Raw genomic sequence first — 19459 nt, 5'->3', positions numbered from 1 at the left:
GATCGTCGGCGCCGCGCTCGCCGTCGTCACGGTGCTCGGCGGCACCGTCGTCGTCGCGGCCGACTTCGGCAGGCCCGACTCGCGGACCGACAACAGCGGTCCGCGTCTCTCCGACCCCGGCCCCGACGGACCGGCGGACCCACTGGCACCGTCCGCCCGGTCCGGCGCCCCCTCGGCGAAGGCGAGCCCTTCGAAGTCCGGCGGCGGCGCGAAGGCCGCACCGTCAGGTTCCCCCCGCTCCGGCACGGCGGGAGGCGGCGGTGACGGCGGTGACGGCGGCGGCCGGCCCGGCGGGGACAAGCCCTCGGCCGGGACGGGCACGACGAAGCCGCTGGTGTGGAGCGCGGACAGCCACAAGTGGAAGCTGGACTGCGGCCATACGTATCTGATCGACCGCGCCCCCGCCGCCGTACCGCCGCCGCCGAATTCCCAGGACGCGCGGCAGTGGGCGACGGCGCTCGGCGCGGTGCACGGCGACTCGTCCATCACGCAGGCCACGATCCGCGCGGCGGCGGGCGCGGGGCCCGTCGTCGTCCAGGAGGTGTTCGTCCGGGTGGTGGGGCGCCGGGCGCCGCTCGACTGGAACGCGTACGACATGAGCAACGGCTGCGGCGGCTCGATCACCCCCGCCGTGTTCACCGCCGACCTGGACGCGTCGCGGCCGGTCGTGCGCCCGGTCGACGGCGCGAGCGAAGAGGGTCCGCTGCCCGCGCCCAGGCTCCCGTATCAGGTGACGTCGAGCGAACCGCTGGTCCTGAAGGTCGAGGCGAGCACCGACGGCTGCGACTGCGACTGGTATCTGGAGGTGCGCTGGTCTGCCGGGGAGCGTACGGGACTCACGCGCGTCGACGACGGCGGACAGCCGTTCCGTACGAGCGCGTCCGCCGCCGACGGGCTGTACGGGCACGACTACGAGACCGGGAGATGGGTGGGACCCTGACGGCCTGACGGCTCGTCAAGGTCCCTCCGGGCCGGGCTGGTTACTCGGCTTCGGGCTACGGCGTCACGCGGGGTTGTTCGCGTGCGTCAGCGTCTCCCAGGCGACGAACAGGTTGTTCGTGCCCTGGGGGCGCAGCCGCTCCGTGTACTGCTGCGTGTTGGACATGGCGTTGCCCAGCCGGTTGCCCAGCGCGTTGAAGGCCACCTCGCTGATCGGTCCGAGGTTGTCCTTCAGGCTGCCGCCGCACAGGTTGCCGGGGACGGGCTCGCCGTTCTGGTACTTGGTGTGCAGCCCGAACGCGTGCCGCAGCCGGTCGCCCACCTCCGGATAGAGGTCCTGGCCCTGGATGCGGCTGGTCTCCGCGACGTGCGAGATGGCGGAGAGGCCGTAGCCGGTGTGGGTCAGGTCGCGGCAGGTCTCCTGCGCGAGTCCCTGCATGAAGGTGGACTGGTTGTGCCAGTAGCCGACGATCTCGTCGCGGGTGTCGAGACCGCTGCCGGGCACCGTCCTGGGCAGCGCGCCGTCGGAGGGCAGGTAGATGAAGGCGGGGACGCGGTTACGGAAGCGGCCCACCGTCTTGTCGTAGGCGGCCTTGTCCTCCAGGTGGACCGCGATGCCGATCGCGGCCTCGTTCATGCTCAACTCCCAGTTGCCGTTGGAGTTGGAGCCGTTGATGATCTCCGGCAGGTACACGTTCCGCAACATGGTGGAGAAACGGCCGGAGTTGGGCCAGCTGGTGTAGGTGTACTTGATGATCTCGGCGGCCTTGGGCCACGACGATCCGGCCCACGCGGTCTGGAGCGGCGCGTTGCTGTTGGTGTGGTCGCGGATCGTGTTGGACCAGGCGTCCATCAGCTCGATGGACTTCTTCGCGTAGCGGTCGTCCCGGGTGATGTACCAGGCCAGCGCGGTGGTGTACGCCGCTATCGCGTCCTCACGCTCGTCGGTGCAGCCGTTGTTGGGGTTGGAGTACGAGCCGCACTCCACGACCGCGCGGGGCTTGGGCACCCGTGACAGGGAGGCGTACTTGCTCCCCATCATCTGGTCGTGGGCGGCCTTCCAGGGCGCCGCGTTGGCCTGCACCTTGCCGCGCACGAAGTCGAGTTGCGGACGGCTGACGCCGACACCGGGGTGGGTGAAGGTCGCGGGGGCGGCGACGGCCTCGGCCGAGAGGGTCGTGGAGGCGGCGGCCGGTGGGTCCGCCGCCCGGTCGCCGGCCGACGCGGGGGCCGTGAAGGCGGCGCCGATCAGACCGGCGAGCGCGGCGGACAGGCCGAGGAATTTGGGGATGACTCCGGGGCGCATGGGGTGCCTTCCGGTTGGGGGGTGTTCCTCAACTTCCCGTTCACTCACATGAACAACGGGCGGAGTTGTGAACCCTTGTTGAGTGAGGAATTTAAGGCCATCCCATGGACACGTCAAGGTATGGACCAATGGACTTCGCGACGGCCCCAAGGGGACCTCGAAGGCGCCGCGAAGGCACCGCGAAGGCACCGCGAAGGCACCGCGAAGGGCCCGGCGGACAGTGTCCGCCGGGCCCCAGGAGCACTACCGGCCGTCCTCAGCGCATCAGTACGCCCGCGCCCTCCCCCGTCGCCTCGGTCGGCAGCGCGACCAGGCCGAGATCGGCCGTGGCGAGCATCGGGTGCGTGGGCAGGACCCGGACGGTGTAGCCGAACGGCCCCGTACGGTCCAGGGCCAGCGGGCCCTCGTACACCCAACGGCCCGCCTGATCGGGCCCGCCCGCCGGTTTCAGCGGGAAGATCTGCGCGTCGGCGATCGTGTCGTCGCCGCCCACCCGGCCCGCGACGGCCTGCACCTCCACGTCGTCGGGGCGGAGTCGGCCGAGGGTGACACGCACCGTCAGCGCGAGGGTCGAGCCCAGCTCCGCGCTGCCGCCCGCCGTGGTCGCCGACACGGCTTCGACGTGGTCGACGGCGATGCCCGGCCAGGCGGCCCTGACCTGGTTCTTCCAGTCGGCCAACTCCCGTGCCGTCGCGGTGTCCAGCGCGCGATGGGCGTGGGCGGCGGGTGCGTACAGCCGCTCCACGTACTCGCGCACCATGCGGTCGGCGAGCACCTTCGGGCCGAGGGTGGTCATGGTGCGCCGGACCATCTCGATCCAGCGCCCCGGCAGCGCGCCGGCCCCCGTCTGCGTACGGTCGTAGAAGCGCGGCGCGACCCGGTCCTCGATCAGCGCGTAGAGGGCGTTCGCCTCCAGCGCGTCGCGCCGGTCCTCGTCGGACGCCGAGCCGTCGGCCGTCGGGATGGCCCAGCCGAAGTCCGGCTCGAACCACTCGTCCCACCAGCCGTCCAGCACCGACAGGTTGAGACACCCGTTGAGCGCGGCCTTCATCCCGCTCGTCCCGCACGCCTCCAGCGGGCGCAGCGGATTGTTCAGCCAGACGTCGCAGCCCGGATAGAGCTTCTGCGCCATCGCCATCCCGTAGTCGGGCAGGAAGACGATGCGGTGGCGTACGCGCGGGTCGTCGGCGAACTTGACCAGTTCCTGCACAAGCCGTTTGCCGCCGTCGTCCGCCGGGTGCGCCTTGCCCGCGACGACGATCTGGATCGGCCGCTCGGGGTGGAGCAGCAGCTCCGTCAGACGCTCGCGGTCGCGCAGCATCAGCGTCAGGCGCTTGTACGAGGGGACGCGCCGGGCGAAGCCGATGGTCAGGACGTCGGGGTCGAGGACTCCGTCGATCCAGCCCAGTTCGGCGTCGGCCGCGCCGCGCTGGTGCCAGGAGGCGCGCAGCCGGTCGCGTACCTCGTGCACCAACTGCTCGCGCAGGGCGCGCCGTACACCCCAGAGGTCGGCGTCCGGGACATCGCTCACCTCGCCGTCGCCCAGCGACGCGATCTCGGGCGCGACCCAGGTCGGCGCGTGCACACCGTTGGTCACCGAGGTGATCGGTACGTCCTGCGGGTCGAAGCCCGGCCAGAGCCCGGCGAACATCTGCCGGCTGACGGCGCCGTGCAGGGTGGAGACGCCGTTGGCGCGCTGGGCCAGACGCAGGCCCATGGCGGCCATGTTGAAGAGGTTCGGCTCGCCGCCGGGGAAGGTCTCCCTGCCCAGGCGCAGCACCTGGTCGGTGGCGACACCGGGCAGTACGCCGTCGTCGCCGAAGTGGCGGGCGACGAGTTCACGGTCGAACCGGTCGATGCCGGCCGGCACGGGGGTGTGCGTCGTGAACACGGTGCCGCCCCGGACGACCTCCAGCGCGGTGTCGAACCCGAGCCCCGTGTCGCTGAGTTCACGGATGCGTTCGAGGCCCTGGAAGCCGGCATGGCCCTCGTTCGTGTGGAAGACCTCGGGCTCGGGGTGGCCGGAGAGCCGGCAGTACGTACGGACGGCGCGGACGCCGCCGATGCCGAGCAGCATCTCCTGGAGCAGCCGGTGCTCGCTGCCGCCGCCGTAGAGGCGGTCGGTCACCTCGCGCTCCGTCGGCCCGTTGTCCTCTATGTCCGAGTCGAGCAGCAGGAGCGGCACGCGGCCGACGCGCGCCTGCCAGACGCACGCGCGCAGCGACCGGCCGCCGGGCAGCGTGAGCGCGACGCGGCTGGGTCTGCCGTCCGCCTCCCTGAGGAGGCTGAGCGGCAGCTCGTTCGGGTCGAGGACGGGGTAGTGCTCCTGCTGCCAGCCGTCGCGGGACAGTGACTGGCGGAAGTAGCCGTGCCGGTAGAGCAGCCCGACGCCGATGAGCGGGACGCCGAGGTCGCTGGCGGCCTTGAGGTGGTCACCGGCGAGGATGCCGAGACCGCCGGAGTACTGGGGCAGGGCGGCGGTGACGCCGAATTCGGGCGAGAAGTACGCGACGGCCGCGGGCAGCTCGGCGCCCTGGCCGCTCTGTTCCTGGTACCAGCGGCCGCCGCGCAGATACTCGTCGAGCCCGGCGGCGACGACGTTCAGCCGGTCGAGGAACGGCCGGTCACCGGCCAGCTCCGCCAGCCGTGTGGCGGATACGGCTCCGAGCAGCCGCACCGGATCCCGCCCGGCGGCGGCCCAGCCGTCGGGATCGACGGCCTCGAAGAGTTCACGGGTCTCGGGGTGCCAGGACCAGCGCAGATTGCGCGCGAGGTCGCTGAGTGGTCGCAGAGGTTCGGGCAGGACGGGGCGCACGGTGAATCGACGGATTGCCTTCACGTGTTCCACCTTCGCAGGGGACGTCCGGACCGACGGACCGCACCACGCTGTGCACCCCGCCATCATCCGGACGGTATCGCCCGACCCCCCGTCCCATCGACGGCGCACGAGCGCACACGAGGGGGGTGCGCCGCGCGGGTCGGCCGTCGGTCGCGGGGGCAAGGGCCGACACCCGGCGCACCGAACCGGCGGCCGGAAGGCGGATGCGCCCCCCGGTCGCCGGCCCGGCGCACCCGTCAGCCGCGAACGGGCTCGGGTACCTCGTACGGGGAGCCCGCGTTGACCGTTTCCGGGTCGAACGCGCCCGTCGCGGCGTAGCGCGACGCTATCTCCGCCAGTTCGGACGGCGGGATCACGTCCGCGATGTCCGTGAAGCCTTCGGGGGCGCGGGCGTGGGCCAGGGTGATGACGACCTCGGGGCCCTGTCGACGGTTGGCGAGTTGCAGCTCCGTCATGGCGGGGCGGCGCTCGGTCTCGTACGCCGTCAGGGCCTGGGAGCGGTCGGGGTGTGTCGCCATCGCGTGCGCCAGCGCACGCGCGTCGACGATCGACTGCGTCGCGCCGTTCGAACCGATCGGGTACATCGCGTGGGCCGCGTCGCCGATCAGGGTCGTACGGCCGTGGGTCCAGCGCGCCAGCGGTTCGCGGTCCACCATCGGGTACTCGAAGGCGCGGTCGGCGGCGGCCAGGACCTCGGGGACGCTGACGCCGTCGAACTCCCAGCCCTCGTAGTGGTGCGCGAACTTCGCGACCGGGACCGGGCGGTTCCAGTCGCCGCGCCCGGCCCCGGCGATCTCCGTCGCGGGCATCGCGAGCGCCCAGTTGACGAGGACGTGCCGGTCCCGCCCGCCGGAACCGCCGGATTCACCGGAACCGCTCGGGTGCGTCATCGGGTAGACCACCGCCTTCTGCCGGTCGTCGCCCGCGATGAACATGAACGTGCCCGCACGGTGCGCGGGCACGCGCGAGACGCCGCGCCAGACGAGCGTGCCGTTCCACGGCGGCTCGCCCTCGTCCGGGTTCAGCGCGGCCCGGACCGCCGAGCGGATACCGTCCGCGCCGATCAGCACATCGGGCTCCATCGACGCACCGCCGCCCCGGCCCCGCCCGTCGCGGTGCGCGAGCAGGACGCGCGCGCGGCCGTCGGCGGAGGTCTCCAGGCCGCCGACCCGGACCCCGGCGACCACCGCGTCGCCGCCCAGCCGGTCGCGCACCGCGTCGGCGAGAACCTGTTGCAGGTCACCGCGGTGGATGGACAGTTGCGGCCACAGATAGCCGGCCGCCAGACCGCGCGGCTCGCGGGAGATCAGCCCGCCGGCGCGGTGGTAGTAGCGCAGTTCACCGGTGCGTACGGCGCGCTCGTCGAGACGGCTGAGCAGTCCGAGCGCGTCGAGTTCGCGTACCGCGTTGGGCATGATGTTCAGCCCGGCGCCGAGCGGCTGGATCTCCCGGGCGGCCTCCACGACGGTGATCCGGTCGAAGCCGGCGGCGTGCAGGGAGAGGGCCGCGGTGAGTCCGGCGATGCCGCCGCCCGCGATCATGATGTGAGTCATGGGGTGAGTCTCTTCTCGCGAAGCGGTGACGTGGTTGCCGCCGACGCGGACACGGATGCCGCCGCGGACACGGGCGCCGGCACGGGCGCGGACACCGGCATGGACACGGGCGCGGACACCGACGGGGCCGGCGTCCCCGGCGCGTGCATGCGCACATTCGCGTGGCGCACCAGCGTCTCGTTGTCCCGCGTCAGATCCAGCACCGAGCGCAGCAGCGCGATCGGCGCGCCCCCGCTTCCCGCGTCGTACAGCCGCAGTTCTTCGCTGTACGCCTTGCGCGCGATGCCGATATGCCTGGCCCGGAACGTCTTGAGTATCCGCAGCACCCGCGCCAGCGACACCGCCGACGCGGCCAGCACCGGCGGCAGCCGCGGCGTCGACTCCCAGCTGATCGCGGCGGACAGCTTGCTCACGGCGGAGGTCGAGCCCCGGTGCGCCGCGTGGAAGGCCCGCCACGACGGGAGGCTGTAGAGCACCGACTCGTCGAGGAACGCGTCGTACTCCGGGCTGCTCCGGTCGCTCTGCCACAGCGTCAGATCGACCAGCCAGAGCGGCACCTGCGCCGCGGCCGGACCCAGGTAGCCGCGGCCGGCGACGTCGACCTCCTCGAAGTAGGGGCGGAGCCCGCGCGCGAAGAACTCGGGCGTGACCTGCGCGACGGTGAAGTCGATGGAGTCGACCATGGCCTGGACGTGCTGCCCCGTACGGTCGAGCACGGCGGCGAAGCGGGGATCGTACGGTTCCAGTCCCGCCAGCTCCGTGCAGGAGGCGAGCGCGGCGACGAGCGCGGGGAAGACCATCCGTACCGCGTTCTGGAGATGCCCCTCCATCGTGTCGCCGGTGTACATGCGCTGGCGGTCGCCGAGCGGATTCCACGTCGTGTAGTGGTGCACGGTGTCGCGCGGCACCATGTCGGTGCGGTGGCCCAGTTCCCTCAGTACGGGCAGGGCCTCGGGGACGGCGGCGAGCGGTTCGACACCGTGCCGCTTCAGCGAGCCGAGGAGCAGACCGAGGTCGCGTACGGCGGCGAGCGACTCGACCACGCTCAGCGAGGCGGTGCGGTCGGGATCGGGGACGAGCGTGCGCAGGGCGACGGTGAGCGCGGGGACGTCGGCGTCCCTGTTCATCGCGGGGACGGCCGCGAGTATCGCGTCGGCGCCCAGCGGATCGGCGGCGCGGATGCCGGCTATGCGGTAGCGCGGCTCACAGTGCGCCTCGATCGCGGGCGCGACAAGGTCGTACAGCGTCATGGAAGTGCCCCCCTCGGGCGTGGGTCGGGTGGGTGGTGGGACACGGGACGGGCCTCCCGCCGTCGCGGTGTTCCCCCCTAGGAACCGTCGACCGGGCCCTGCCCCGCCTGCGCACTCGCTCCTCCTCCTGGGTCTACTCCGGGGCGCCGCCGAACCGGTCCTGGTGCGGGGGCGCGGACGCGGGCGCGGGGAGCCGCAGCCGGAAGGTGAGCAGCGCGGCGCAGGCGGCGAAGACGGCGCCGACGAGGAGGGCGGCCTTGAAGCCCGCGGTCTCGTCGACGGCGCCGGTCGCGCCGAGCGCGTCGGTGCGGGCGGTGGCGACCGCGACGAGTACGGCGAGGCCGAGTACGGAGCCGAACTGCTGGCTGGTGTTGATGAGTCCGGAGGCCAGCCCGGTCTCGCCCGGCGCCGCGCCGGCCGTCGCGGCCACGTTGGTGGTGACCATGACGAGCGGCAGGGCGACGCCCAGCAGGAGGCTCGGCGCGAGGACGGTGGAGAGGAAGGTGCCCTCGGCGGCGAGCGCGAGTGCCAGCCAGAGCATGCCGACGAAGAGCAGCGCGAAGCCGAGCGTCATCGTGGCACGCAGTCCGAGGCGGCGGATGAGGCGGCCGGTCTGCGGGGCGGTGACGACGACGGCCAGCGAGAGGGGCAGCAGGCCGAGCCCGCCGTAGAGGGGGGTCTGGCCGAGGACGCTCTGGAGGTAGAGGCTGACGAGGAAGAACATCGGGAAGAGCGCCATCTGGGCCATCGCGCTGAGGCAGTTGGCGAGCCGCAGGGTGGGGCGGCGGAGCACGGCGGGCGGCACGATCGGGTGGGCGATTCGTTTCTCCAGGACGGCGAACGCCCCGAGGAGTACGAGCCCGCCGGCGAACGCGCCCAGCGTCCGCGCGCTGGTCCAGCCCGCCTCACCGGCGCCGACGAGGCCGTACGCGACGAGCCCGAGACCGGCGGTCGCGGTGAGCGCGCCGCCGATGTCGAAGCCGCGTTCGGCGCTGCGGGTGTCGCCGTCGAGGAACCGCGGGGCGAGGACCGCGAGGAGGAGCGCGCCGAGGACGTTCAGCCAGAAGGTGGAGCGCCAGGTGAGGAGGTCGGTGAGTACGCCTCCGAGCACCGTGCCCAGGACGCCGCCGAGGCCGCCCATCGCGGCGAAGGCGCCGAGGGCCTTGTGGCGGTCGGGGCCGTCGGGGAAGAGGTTCAGGAGCAGGGCGAACGCGGCGGCGGCGGCGAACGCGGCGCCGACCCCCTGGACGGCGCGGGCCCCGACGAGCACCCCCACGGACCCGGCGGCCCCGCCGGCCGCGGAGGCGACACCGAGCACCCCGAGCCCGCCGAGGAACACCCGCCGGTGCCCGAGCAGATCGGCGGCGCGCCCGCCGAGGAGCAGCAGCCCGCCGAAGGTGATCAGGAAGGCGTTGGCGACCCAGGACAGCCCGGCGGACCCGGACCCGAGGTCCTGTCCGACGGACGGCAGGGCGACGTTGATGATCGCGGTGTCCATGATGAGCAGCAACTGCGTGGACGCGAGCAGCGCGAGCGCGGCCTTGGGACTCGGCCCGCGCCGCCCGTAAGATCCCGGCGCCTCGGGGCAGGGGGCGCGAAACCCCGGGGCGCCGGGAGATGGTGGGCCGACCGTGCGGGGGCCGCCCGCCCCGGCCGGACCGGGTACACCGCGGCTTTCGGCCCCGACGGGACCGGTGGGACCGACGGGACCGGCGGGCGAGGCACCGTTGAGACCCGACGCGCCCGCCGGACCGGCAGGGCCGGGCAGGTCGCGGCCGACGGGGCCGGACGACATCGTCGGGCCGACCGGGCCGACCGGCTCGGCGACGCCGGACCGACCCACCGAACCGTCGCCGGGCGAGGCCCCGTTGAGACCCGACGCGCCGTTGAGACCCGACCGACTGGTCGGTCTGGCAGGGCCGTCGCTCGCCGTCGCACCGCCCGCCGTCGCGTCGCCCGCCCCGGCACGGCCGAAGGCCGGACCGCCACGTCCGTCCGGGCCCCCGGGCCCCGTCACAGGCTCGGTGCCGGTCACCGGGGACCCGTTCCCTCCGGTTCACCGCCGAGCGCGTAGCCGTCGAGACATGTCTGGGCCAGTCGCTCACAGGACGCCGTGTCGCCCTCCCATGCCTGCTGTGTCAGGTAGACGTGCGGGGCGCCGTGGTAGAAGCGTTCGTACTGTTCGTGGCGGGAGGCGAACTCCGAACCCAGCGCGTCCCAGGCCAGTTTCAGCAGTTTGATCCGCTCCTCGGACGAGTGGCCCGGCGCCCCCATGTAGCGCCGTACCAGCGGGCCCAGCTCCGGATGGAGCAAGTCCTCGCCCGACGCGGGCAGTTGGATCACCCCGCCGCCCGCGAGGAGCTTGATCTCCTGTACGGCCTGCGGGTACAGCTCGCCCGCCATGATGCGCTGCGCGAACGAGATGTCCTTGCCGGGCATCACTCCGCCGCGCCCGCCGTCGACCTGCTCGAACGACGCCTCGGCGGCCAGCACGAACGCCTTCGCCTGGGCGACCCTGCCCAGCAGCCGGCCGACCGCCTGGGTGACGGGCGGCAGTTCGTACGTCCCGTTGGACCTCGTCAGCAGGATGGCTATCCCCGCGAGGAATTCGAGCTTGGTCCAGAAACGCGTCGCGGCCTGGTGCACGAAGTTCACGTACGCCGGTGTCCGCCACCACATCCCGAAGCTCGCGTCGACGTTCCGGTAGGTGAGCACGGACTCCCACGGGACGAAGACGTCGTCGCAGACGAGCAGCGCGTCGTTCTCGTCGAACCGCGACGACAGCGGGTTGTCGAAGACGCTCCGCGCCCGGCCCTCGTAAGAGACACGGGAGACGAAGCTGAGGCCGGGGGTGTCGACGGGGATCGAGAAGCAGACCGCGCGGTCCACGTCCCGCGGCGCGAGCGGCTCGATCGTGCCGACGATGACCTCGTTGCCGAAGACCGCCGCCGTGCCGATCATCTTCGCGCCGCGTACGACGATCCCGCCGTCCTTCTCGGCGACGACCCGCACCACCGGGTCGTCGTCCGCCGTCCCCCCGGCCGCGTCGAACGGGGTCCGCGCGCCCTGCGGGTTGGTGATGGTGAAGGTCGGATACAGGTCGCCGTCGGCGAGCCGCCGGTGGTAGGCCAGCGCGTTCGCCGCGCCGTCGAAGCCGTCGGTGGTGAACACGCCCGGCGCCGCCGCGAATCCGGCCGCGCCGCCCGCCATGTAGTCCGGCGAACGCCCCAGGAAGCCGAAGCTCGCCTCGGCCCACACCTTGTACGCCCGCCGGCGCGCGACCAGGTCCTCGTATCCGCGCGGCACCGCGAACGCGCGGTGTACGCCGTCCCGGGTGAGTACCGGCGTGTGGGCGGAGTCGTGTGCCAGGTCGTAGAGCCGGGCGATGGATCCCGCGGTGTTACGGAACGCCGGATGGAGCGTGATGTCCTCGACCCGCTCGCCGTCCAGCCACACCGAACGGCCGTCGCGCAGCGACTCCAGATACTCCTGACCCGATCTGGTCAACGCTTCTCCTCATACGGATCAAAACGATTCATGCGGCACGCACGGCACATCCGGCGCGCCCGCCGCACTCTCCACACCGAGCACGCGCGGAACACTGCTCCCACTCCCTCAGAGCCTTCCCTGGCGCAAGCGCCGTGAGCAATGAACGACCGTCCAGCGGTCCTTAATAACCGGCCAGACCGCGACATCGGACGGCCCTACGCGGCGGGCACCGCACCGCTGCGGTACTCCCCCGGCGTCTGCTCGAACCACTTGCGAAACGCAAGATGGAAACCGACCGCGCTGCGGTAGCCCACCCGTTGCGGCACCGCCGACTGCGGCAGCGACGTCTCCCCCAGCAGCCGCGCCGCCTCCTGCATCCGACGGCCCGTCAGATGCCGCGCCGGGGCCTCCCCCACCAGTTCGCGGAAGGCCGCCGTGAAGGCCGACCTGGACATGCCGACCTCACGCGCCAGGGACTCGATCGTCCACGGCTCGGCGAACCGCGTCGCGATGATCACCATCGCCCTGCTGATCCCCGGATGGCTCAGCACCGGCAGCGACGCCGGGTTGTCCGCGATCTCGCGCAGCAGCGGGCGCAGCGCCAGGACCAGCGCCATCTCGAACGCGCGCAGCGTGATGAGGCGGTCGCCGGGGCCGACGGGGCGCTGGGTCGAGGCGAGCAGCCGCAGCGTGTCGCGGAGCAGCGGTTCGTTGTCCACCTGGGTGCGGTCCAGGACCAGCGCCCACGGCAGCGCCGTGTACAGGCCGGTGGCGGCGCTCGCGTCGTAGTGCAGTCCGGCGCAGAGCAGCCGGCTCTCCGGCCCGCCGCCCTCGATCTTCAACTCCCCCGAGGTGCCGGGCAGTCGCTCGGGCAGGACGGCCGCCAGCCGCAGTCCGCCGCTCCGGTCGGGACGGTCGGAGATGCGGTGCGCGGTGCCGGTGGGGAAGACGGCGAGATCGCCTTCGCGAAGTTCCACCGGCGTCTGGCCCTCGCCGGTGATCCAGCAGGCGCCCTCGACGATGTAGTGGAGGATCGCGCAGCTCTGCTCGGCGTCGCCCTCGATGGCCCACGGGGCGCTGACGTGCCAACGGCTGTCGAAGACCCCCGTGAGCCGGAGCGGCTTCAGCAGCTCGCTCAGGAGATCGTCACTTTCGGTCTTGATGGGCTCCATCGGTTCCATGGACGATCCTTCAACCCCCGCCCCGGTTTGTTAATTGATCGGCCGAAGCCGCCGCCGCCAGCCTTGTGAGAGAGCCGTCATCGACAGCAGACACACCCTATCGAAGGGCCTTCAGACACATGTCCGATCAGATTCCGATGCGCGTCGCCGTCGTGGGGGCGACCGGGTTCCAGGGCGGTGCCGTGGCCCGTCTGCTGGCCGAGCGCGGACAGCGGGTCCGTACGCTGACCCGCGCCGCCGAGGCGGACCGCCCGCCGCTCCCCGGCACCTCGTTCGTGGGCGGTGACCTGGCCGATCCTCCCGCCGTGCGGCGGCTGATGGAGGGCGCGACGCACGCGGCGGTGGTGATGCCGCTGGTGTACGGGACGGAGCAGGTGAGGCGGTACGCCCGTAATGTCGCCGAAGCGGCACGCGAAGCCGGCATCCAGCGTCTCGTCTACAACGCCAACACCCGGATCCCCGAACAGTCCACGAACGTCGCCGCCTTCGAGACGCGAAGGATCGCCGAGGAGGAACTGCGGGCGAGCGGGGTGCCGTTGGTGGTGCTGAGGCCGCCGGTCTACCTGGACAACCTGTTCAGCCCGTGGAACGGACCCGCGCTGGTCAGCGAGGGCGTGCTGGCCTACCCGCTGCCCGGTGACAGGTCCGCCGCCTGGATCTCGCACCGCGACCTGGCGGAGGCGGTCTTCGCCGCGCTCACCGTGGACGGTGTGGAGGGCGAGACCTTCGACATCGGCGGCGGCGAGTCGCTGACCGGCGACGAGCTGGCTTCGGCGTTCGGCACGGGCCTCGGCCGCGAGGTGCGCTACCTGCCGCTGCCGCCGACGGTGTTCGAGCAGGCGCTGTCCCAGGTCGCGGGCCCGGAGGCGGCGGCCGGGGTCGCCGGCATCTACCACTACATGGCGACGGGCGACGACCCGCTGCTGATGGCGGGCGACGGCGGCCGGGCGGCGGACGCGCTCGCGGTGAAGCCGGCGCCGGTGGACGAGTGGGTGACGCGCCAGCCGTGGCAGGTCTGGTCGCCGGACGCGAGCTGACAGCCGCCGACCGCCCGCACCCGGGCCCCCGTTCCCGCCCCGTTCCCGCGGATGCCGCCCGTGCGGCCCGCGAGGACGGGGCGTCCGTCTTCCCGCGCGATACGGCTGATTCCGGCCACGCGACCAGAGTTGCCCAGGTCTTAACGGGGCGGCGGATTGTGTACCCGAAAATCGTGGGAAGGCTCATCCGGTACGTACGGCAAGCACGCCCGTTTCACCCGATTCCAGCGCTATTAGAGTGAACGCGGACAGGAGCGGCCATGCCCGCAGCCCGCCAGTCACCGCCAGAGCAGCTACAAATAACATCAAAGTCAGGCAAAATCCTCCGATCCGTTCGACCTGCCCTGCCTGCCACGCCCGCTCAGCCCTCAGGTGATTTCATGATCGGTCGCATTCCCGTCCTGGACGTACGCCCTCTCGTCAACTGCGGCAAACGCCCCGCCAAGGCGGTGAGCGGAGAGACGTTCCAGGTCACCGCGACCGTCTTCCGCGAGGGCCACGACGCGGTCGGCGCCAATGTCGTCCTGCGGGGCCCGGACGGCCGCCCCGGCCCCTGGACCCCCATGCGCGAGCTGGCCCCCGGCACCGACCGCTGGGGCGCCGACGTCACCCCGACGTCAGAGGGCCGGTGGACCTACAAGGTGGAGGCGTGGAGCGACCCGCTCGCCACCTGGCGCCATGCCGCCCAGATCAAGATCCCGGCCGGGATCGACACGGAGCTGGTCCTGACCGAGGGCGCCGCGCTCTACGAGCGGGCCGCGGCCGGTGTCCCCAAGCGCGAGGGCCGCGAGGCGGTCCTGGCCGCCGTGGACGCCCTGCGCGACGAGCGCCGCCCGGCCGCCGCCCGGCTCGCCGCCGCCTTCACCCCGGAGGCCGACGACGCCCTGTCCCGCCACCCGCTGCGTGAGCTGGTCTCGGCGTCGAAGCCCGCCAAACTGCTGGTGGAGCGCGAGAGGGCGCTCCACGGCTCCTGGTACGAGCTGTTCCCGCGCTCCGAGGGCGCGGTCCTCAATCCGGGCGAACCGCCGGTCAGCGGCACGTTCAGGACGGCCGCCGAACGGCTGCCGGCCGTCGCCGCGATGGGCTTCGACGTCGTCTATCTGCCGCCGGTCCATCCCATCGGCACCGCGCACCGCAAGGGCCCGAACAACACGCTCTCCCCCGGCCCGGACGACGTCGGCGTCCCCTGGGCGATCGGCTCGGCGGACGGCGGCCACGACGCGATCCACCCCGACCTCGGCACGATCGAGGACTTCGACGCCTTCGTGGCGAAGGCCGCCTCGCTGCGCATGGAGATCGCGCTGGACTTCGCCCTCCAGTGCTCGCCCGACCACCCGTGGGTGAAGGAGCACCCCGAGTGGTTCCACCACCGCGCGGACGGCACGATCGCGTACGCGGAGAACCCGCCCAAGAAGTACCAGGACATCTACCCGATCGCCTTCGACCGCGACATGGACGGCCTGGTCACCGAGACCGTGCGGGTGCTGCGGTACTGGATGGACCACGGCGTGCGGATCTTCCGCGTCGACAATCCGCACACCAAGCCGGTGGTCTTCTGGGAACGGGTGATCGCGGATATCAACGACACCGACCCGGATGTGATCTTCCTGGCCGAGGCGTTCACCCGGCCGGCCATGATGCACACGCTGGGCGCGATCGGATTCCAGCAGTCGTACACGTACTTCACCTGGCGTACGACCAAGCGGGAGCTGACCGACTACCTCACCGAGCTGTCGGGTGAGTCCGCCTCGTACATGCGCCCGAACTTCTTCGTCAACACGCCCGACATCCTGCACGCCTATCTTCAGGAGGGCGGCCGTCCGGCATTCGAGGTACGCGCGGTACTCGCCGCGACGATGGTGCCGTCCTGGGGCGTCTACGCGGGGTATGAACTCATGGAGAACGCCCCGGTAAAGCCCGGGAGCGAGGAGTATCTGCATTCGGAGAAGTACGAGCTGCGCCCCCGGAACTGGGAATCGGCGGAGCGAGAGGGACGCACCATCGCCCCGCTCATCACCGCGCTCAACCGGATCAGGCGCCGGCATCCGGCGCTGCGGCAGCTGCGCGACATCCACTTCCACGACGTCGACAACGACGCCGTCATCGCCTACAGCAAGCGGTCGGGCTCGGGCTCGGACGTCGTGCTGGTCGTCGTGAACCTCGATCCGCACCACACCCAGGAGGCGACGGTCTCGTTGGACATGCCGCGGCTCGGCCTCGACTGGCACGAGACCGCCCCGGTGCGCGACGAGCTCACCGGCGAGATCTACCACTGGGGCAGGGCCAACTACGTGCGCCTGGAGCCGGGTGTGACACCCGCGCACATCGTCGTTCTGCGACCGTCCCCGCCGATCGGAGGGTCACCCACATCATGATCATCAATGAGCCCGTCCACGACATGTTCGAGGACACTCCCGCGAAGGACCGTGACCCCGACTGGTTCAAACGAGCCGTCTTCTACGAAGTCCTGGTGCGCTCGTTCCAGGACAGCAACGGCGACGGCATCGGAGACCTCAAAGGCATCACCGCCAAACTGGACTATCTCCAGTGGCTCGGTGTCGACTGTCTCTGGCTGCCGCCGTTCTTCAAGTCCCCACTGAGAGACGGCGGTTACGACGTCTCCGACTACACCGCCGTCCTGCCCGAGTTCGGCGACCTCGCCGACTTCGTGGAGTTCGTCGACGCCGCCCACCAGCGCGGCATGCGCGTGATCATCGACTTCGTCATGAATCACACCAGCGACCAGCACAACTGGTTCCAGGAATCGCGCAAGGACCCCGACGGGCCGTACGGCGACTACTACGTCTGGGCCGACGACGACAAGCAGTTCCCGGAAGCGCGGATCATCTTCGTCGACACGGAGTCGTCCAACTGGACGTTCGATCCGGTCCGCAAGCAGTACTACTGGCACCGCTTCTTCTCGCACCAGCCGGACCTCAACTACGAGAACCCGGCCGTCCGCGACGAGATCATCTCGGCGCTGCGCTTCTGGCTGGACCTGGGCATCGACGGCTTCCGCCTCGACGCCGTGCCCTACCTCTACCAGGAGGAGGGCACCGACTGCGAGAACCTCCCCGCCACCCACGCCCTCCTGCGCGAGGTCCGCGAGATCGTCGACACGCACTACCCGGACACCGTGCTGCTCGCCGAGGCCAACCAGTGGCCGGAGGACGTCGTCGACTACTTCGGCGACTACGCCAAGGGCGGCGACGAGTGCCACATGGCGTTCCACTTCCCGGTGATGCCGCGGATCTTCATGGCCGTACGGCGCGAATCCCGCTACCCCGTCTCGGAGATCCTGTCCAAGACCCCGGCGATCCCGACCGGCTGCCAGTGGGGCATCTTCCTGCGCAACCACGACGAGCTGACACTCGAGATGGTCACGGACGAAGAACGCGACTACATGTACGCGGAGTACGCCAAGGATCCGCGGATGCGCGCCAACATCGGCATCCGGCGCCGTCTCGCCTCGCTGCTGGACAACGACCGCAACCAGATCGAGCTGTTCACCGCTCTGCTGCTGTCGCTGCCCGGCTCCCCGATCCTCTACTACGGGGACGAGATCGGGATGGGCGACAACATCTGGCTCGGCGACCGCGACGCCGTACGGACCCCGATGCAGTGGACCCCGGACCGGAACGCGGGCTTCTCGTCCTGCGACCCCGGCCGGCTCTACCTCCCGACGATCATGGACCCGGTCTACGGCTACCAGGTCACCAACGTCGAGGCCGCGATGGCGTCGCCGTCGTCGCTGCTGCACTGGACACGGCGCATGATCGAGATCCGTAAGCAGAACCCGGCCTTCGGGCTCGGCTCGTACACGGAACTGCCGTCGACCAACCCGGCCGTGCTCGCGTTCCTGCGCGAGGCGCCGTCGCAGGACGGCAACGGCGACGACCTGGTGCTCTGCGTGCACAACTTCTCACGCTTCGCACAGCCAACAGAGCTGGACCTGCGCGCCTTCAGCGGGCGCCACCCGGTGGAGTTGATCGGCGGGGTGCGATTCCCGGCGATCGGCGACTGGCCCTATCTGCTGACGCTGGCGGGCCACGGCTTCTACTGGTTCCGGCTCAGGCAGGACCCCACGCCGGTCTGAGCCGACGGACAACAGGCCCGTCGACGAACAACTGCGGGGCGGTCGGTTACCGCCGCCCCGCACGGGGCACCATCCACGACATCGAGTGGTCCGTACGAACCGGGCCTCCCACGCCGGGCGGACGCCCCGACGGTCCGTACGGGCCATCCTCACCCGACACGTCCCGCACAGCCGGACTCCGTTGCCGCAATCCGGGACACTCTGCGCATCCTGTGGTGTGCCCGGGGAAAGGACGCGATGCCATGTCGAAGGCTGCATCCACCCGGAGCTCACCACGCCCCGGTGCGGCACTCCCGCCCGCCGGAGCCGAGGAGCTGGTCCACTCACTCGCGCCACTGCTCCACGAGTGGCTGCCGCGACAGCGCTGGTTCGCGGGCAAGGGCCGCCCCATCACGGGCTTCGCGGCGGTCGCCGCCACCGAGCTGATGCCGCCCGCCGCCTCGGGCCCCGCGCCCGGCCTGCTCCATCTGCTGGTGCGCGTCGAACAGCGCGCCACCCCCGACCTGGACGCGCCGCCCGTCCCCGTCCCGCCCACCGACGACTGCTACCAGCTGCTGCTCGGCGTACGGTCCACCCTGCCGCCCCAGCTCACGGCCGCGCGCATCGGCATCGTCCGCAGCGGGCCGCTGACCGGCCGGGTCGTCTACGAGGCGCTGCACGACCCGCGCCTCGCCGACCTGCTGCTGGAGCGGCTGCGCTCCCCCGGCGCGCTGGGGCCGCTGCGCTTCGACCGCTCCGTCGAGATCCCGGCGGGACTCACGCCGCGCCTGCTCGGCGCCGAGCAGTCGAACTCCTCCGTCGTGTACGGCGAGGAGTACATCCTCAAGATCCTGCGCCGGGTCTTCCCCGGCGCCAACCCCGATCTGGAACTGCCGCTCGCCCTCGCGGGCCAGGGCTGCCGCCGGGTGCCGTCACCGGTCGCCTGGTTCGAGGCCGTGGGCGACGGCGGGGGGCGGGAGCCGCTGACGCTCGGGGTGCTCCAGCCGTACCTCCAGGACTCCGAGGACGGCTGGCAGCTCGCTCTGCGGACCCTGGCCGCCGGCGGCGCCTTCACCGACGAGGCGCGTGCGCTGGGGCGGGCCACCGCCGAGGTGCATCTCGCGCTCGCCGCCGCGCTGCCGACCGTCTCCCTCGGGCCGCGGCAGACGGCGAATCTGGCCGAGGCCATGTCGGGGCGGCTGGACGTCACCGCGCAGGCGGTGCCCGCGCTGCTGCCGTACGTCGCCGGGCTGCGTACGGCCTTCGACGCGCTCGCCCGGTCCGGCGGCGCCGAGGGCACCGCGGACGGCCCGGTCGGCTCCGTCGGCCTGGTCACGCGGGCGCAGCGCGTGCACGGCGATCTGCATCTCGGCCAGACGCTGCGGACGCCGGACGGCGAGTGGTCCCTGATCGACTTCGAGGGCGAACCGGCCAGACCCCTCACCGAACGCCGCCGCCCGCAGCCCGCGGTGCGTGATGTGGCGGGCATGCTCCGCTCGTTCGACTACGCCGCCCGCTTCCACGAGCCCTGGAGCCCCGGCTGGGCGGAGCGCTGCCGGTCGGCGTACTGCGACGGTTACGCCGAGGGGACGGGCACGGACCCGCGTGAGAACCCGGCGCTGCTGCGGGCGTACGAGACGGACAAGGCGGTGTACGAGGTGCTGTACGAGGCCAGGAACCGTCCCGACTGGCTGCCCGTCCCGATGGCGGCGATCCAGCGCCTGGCCGGCCGCCGCCCCTGACACCGACCGCCCGATACCGAAGCCCGGTGGGCCGACCCACCGAACCCA

General features: G+C 71.8%; 11 protein-coding genes and 1 pseudogene. 5 read left to right on the top strand and 7 right to left on the bottom strand.

The genetic code is table 11. The features are described 5' to 3' along the window. Positions 1–940, top strand: a pseudogene (locus P3L51_RS26425) (hypothetical protein); the annotation flags it as partial. Between the two features lie 63 nt (positions 941–1003). Here P3L51_RS26425 and P3L51_RS26420 read toward each other — a convergent pair. The 7 genes from P3L51_RS26420 to P3L51_RS26390 all read right to left on the bottom strand — a co-directional run bounded on the left by P3L51_RS26420 (position 1004) and on the right by P3L51_RS26390 (position 12557). After that, complete coding sequence (locus tag P3L51_RS26420; RefSeq protein ID WP_354607801.1) at positions 1004–2245, bottom strand: alginate lyase family protein; 1242 nt, start codon at positions 2243–2245, stop codon at positions 1004–1006. Between the two features lie 256 nt (positions 2246–2501). Beyond that, positions 2502–5084: an alpha-glucan family phosphorylase gene (gene glgP, locus P3L51_RS26415; protein ID WP_354607800.1), complete on the bottom strand. Its 2583-nt coding sequence runs from the start codon at positions 5082–5084 to the stop codon at positions 2502–2504. A gap of 236 nt (positions 5085–5320) precedes the next feature. Next, positions 5321–6637 (bottom strand): flavin-dependent oxidoreductase, encoded by a 1317-nt coding sequence (locus P3L51_RS26410; RefSeq protein WP_354607799.1) that lies wholly within the window; start codon positions 6635–6637, stop codon positions 5321–5323. Continuing rightward, a complete protein-coding gene (locus P3L51_RS26405) occupies positions 6634–7887 on the bottom strand; it encodes a monodechloroaminopyrrolnitrin synthase PrnB family protein (RefSeq protein ID WP_354607798.1) in 1254 nt (417 codons plus the stop codon). Before P3L51_RS26405 ends, P3L51_RS26410 begins: the two co-directional genes overlap by 4 nt. Before the next feature lie 133 nt (positions 7888–8020). Then, the gene (locus tag P3L51_RS26400; RefSeq protein ID WP_354607797.1) at positions 8021–9397 is read right to left on the bottom strand and encodes an MFS transporter; all 1377 of its coding nucleotides are present in this window, start codon (positions 9395–9397) and stop codon (positions 8021–8023) included. A gap of 521 nt (positions 9398–9918) precedes the next feature. After that, a complete protein-coding gene (locus P3L51_RS26395; protein ID WP_354607796.1) occupies positions 9919–11394 on the bottom strand; it encodes a 4-hydroxyphenylacetate 3-hydroxylase family protein in 1476 nt (491 codons plus the stop codon). 197 nt (positions 11395–11591) lie between these two features. Continuing rightward, positions 11592–12557 (bottom strand): AraC family transcriptional regulator, encoded by a 966-nt coding sequence (locus P3L51_RS26390; RefSeq protein ID WP_354607795.1) that lies wholly within the window; start codon positions 12555–12557, stop codon positions 11592–11594. A 119-nt stretch (positions 12558–12676) separates the two neighbouring features. On the opposite strand from P3L51_RS26390, the gene P3L51_RS26385 reads away from it, so the two are divergent. The 4 genes from P3L51_RS26385 (at position 12677) to P3L51_RS26370 (ending at position 19411) form a co-directional block, all read left to right on the top strand. After that, positions 12677–13594 carry an SDR family oxidoreductase gene (locus tag P3L51_RS26385; protein ID WP_354607794.1) on the top strand — a complete coding sequence of 306 codons (918 nt, stop codon included), beginning with the start codon at positions 12677–12679 and terminating at the stop codon, positions 13592–13594. A gap of 380 nt (positions 13595–13974) precedes the next feature. Further along, positions 13975–15969, top strand: a complete 1995-nt coding sequence (locus tag P3L51_RS26380) for an alpha-1,4-glucan--maltose-1-phosphate maltosyltransferase (RefSeq protein WP_354607793.1) — start codon at positions 13975–13977, stop codon at positions 15967–15969. Beyond that, complete coding sequence (treS, locus tag P3L51_RS26375) at positions 15966–17690, top strand: maltose alpha-D-glucosyltransferase (protein WP_354607792.1); 1725 nt, start codon at positions 15966–15968, stop codon at positions 17688–17690. The genes P3L51_RS26380 and treS overlap by 4 nt, the downstream gene beginning before the upstream one ends. Before the next feature lie 242 nt (positions 17691–17932). Beyond that, positions 17933–19411 carry a maltokinase N-terminal cap-like domain-containing protein gene (locus tag P3L51_RS26370; protein ID WP_354607791.1) on the top strand — a complete coding sequence of 493 codons (1479 nt, stop codon included), beginning with the start codon at positions 17933–17935 and terminating at the stop codon, positions 19409–19411. The last annotated feature ends 48 nt before the right edge of the window (positions 19412–19459 follow it).

Origin of the sequence: Streptomyces panacea (assembly GCF_040560175.1) — a bacterium.
In the GTDB taxonomy this organism is placed as follows: Bacteria; Actinomycetota; Actinomycetes; order Streptomycetales; family Streptomycetaceae; genus Streptomyces; species Streptomyces panacea.
The sequence above is the reverse complement of the archived record's forward strand: the minus strand, read 5'-3'. Positions and strand labels throughout refer to the sequence as shown.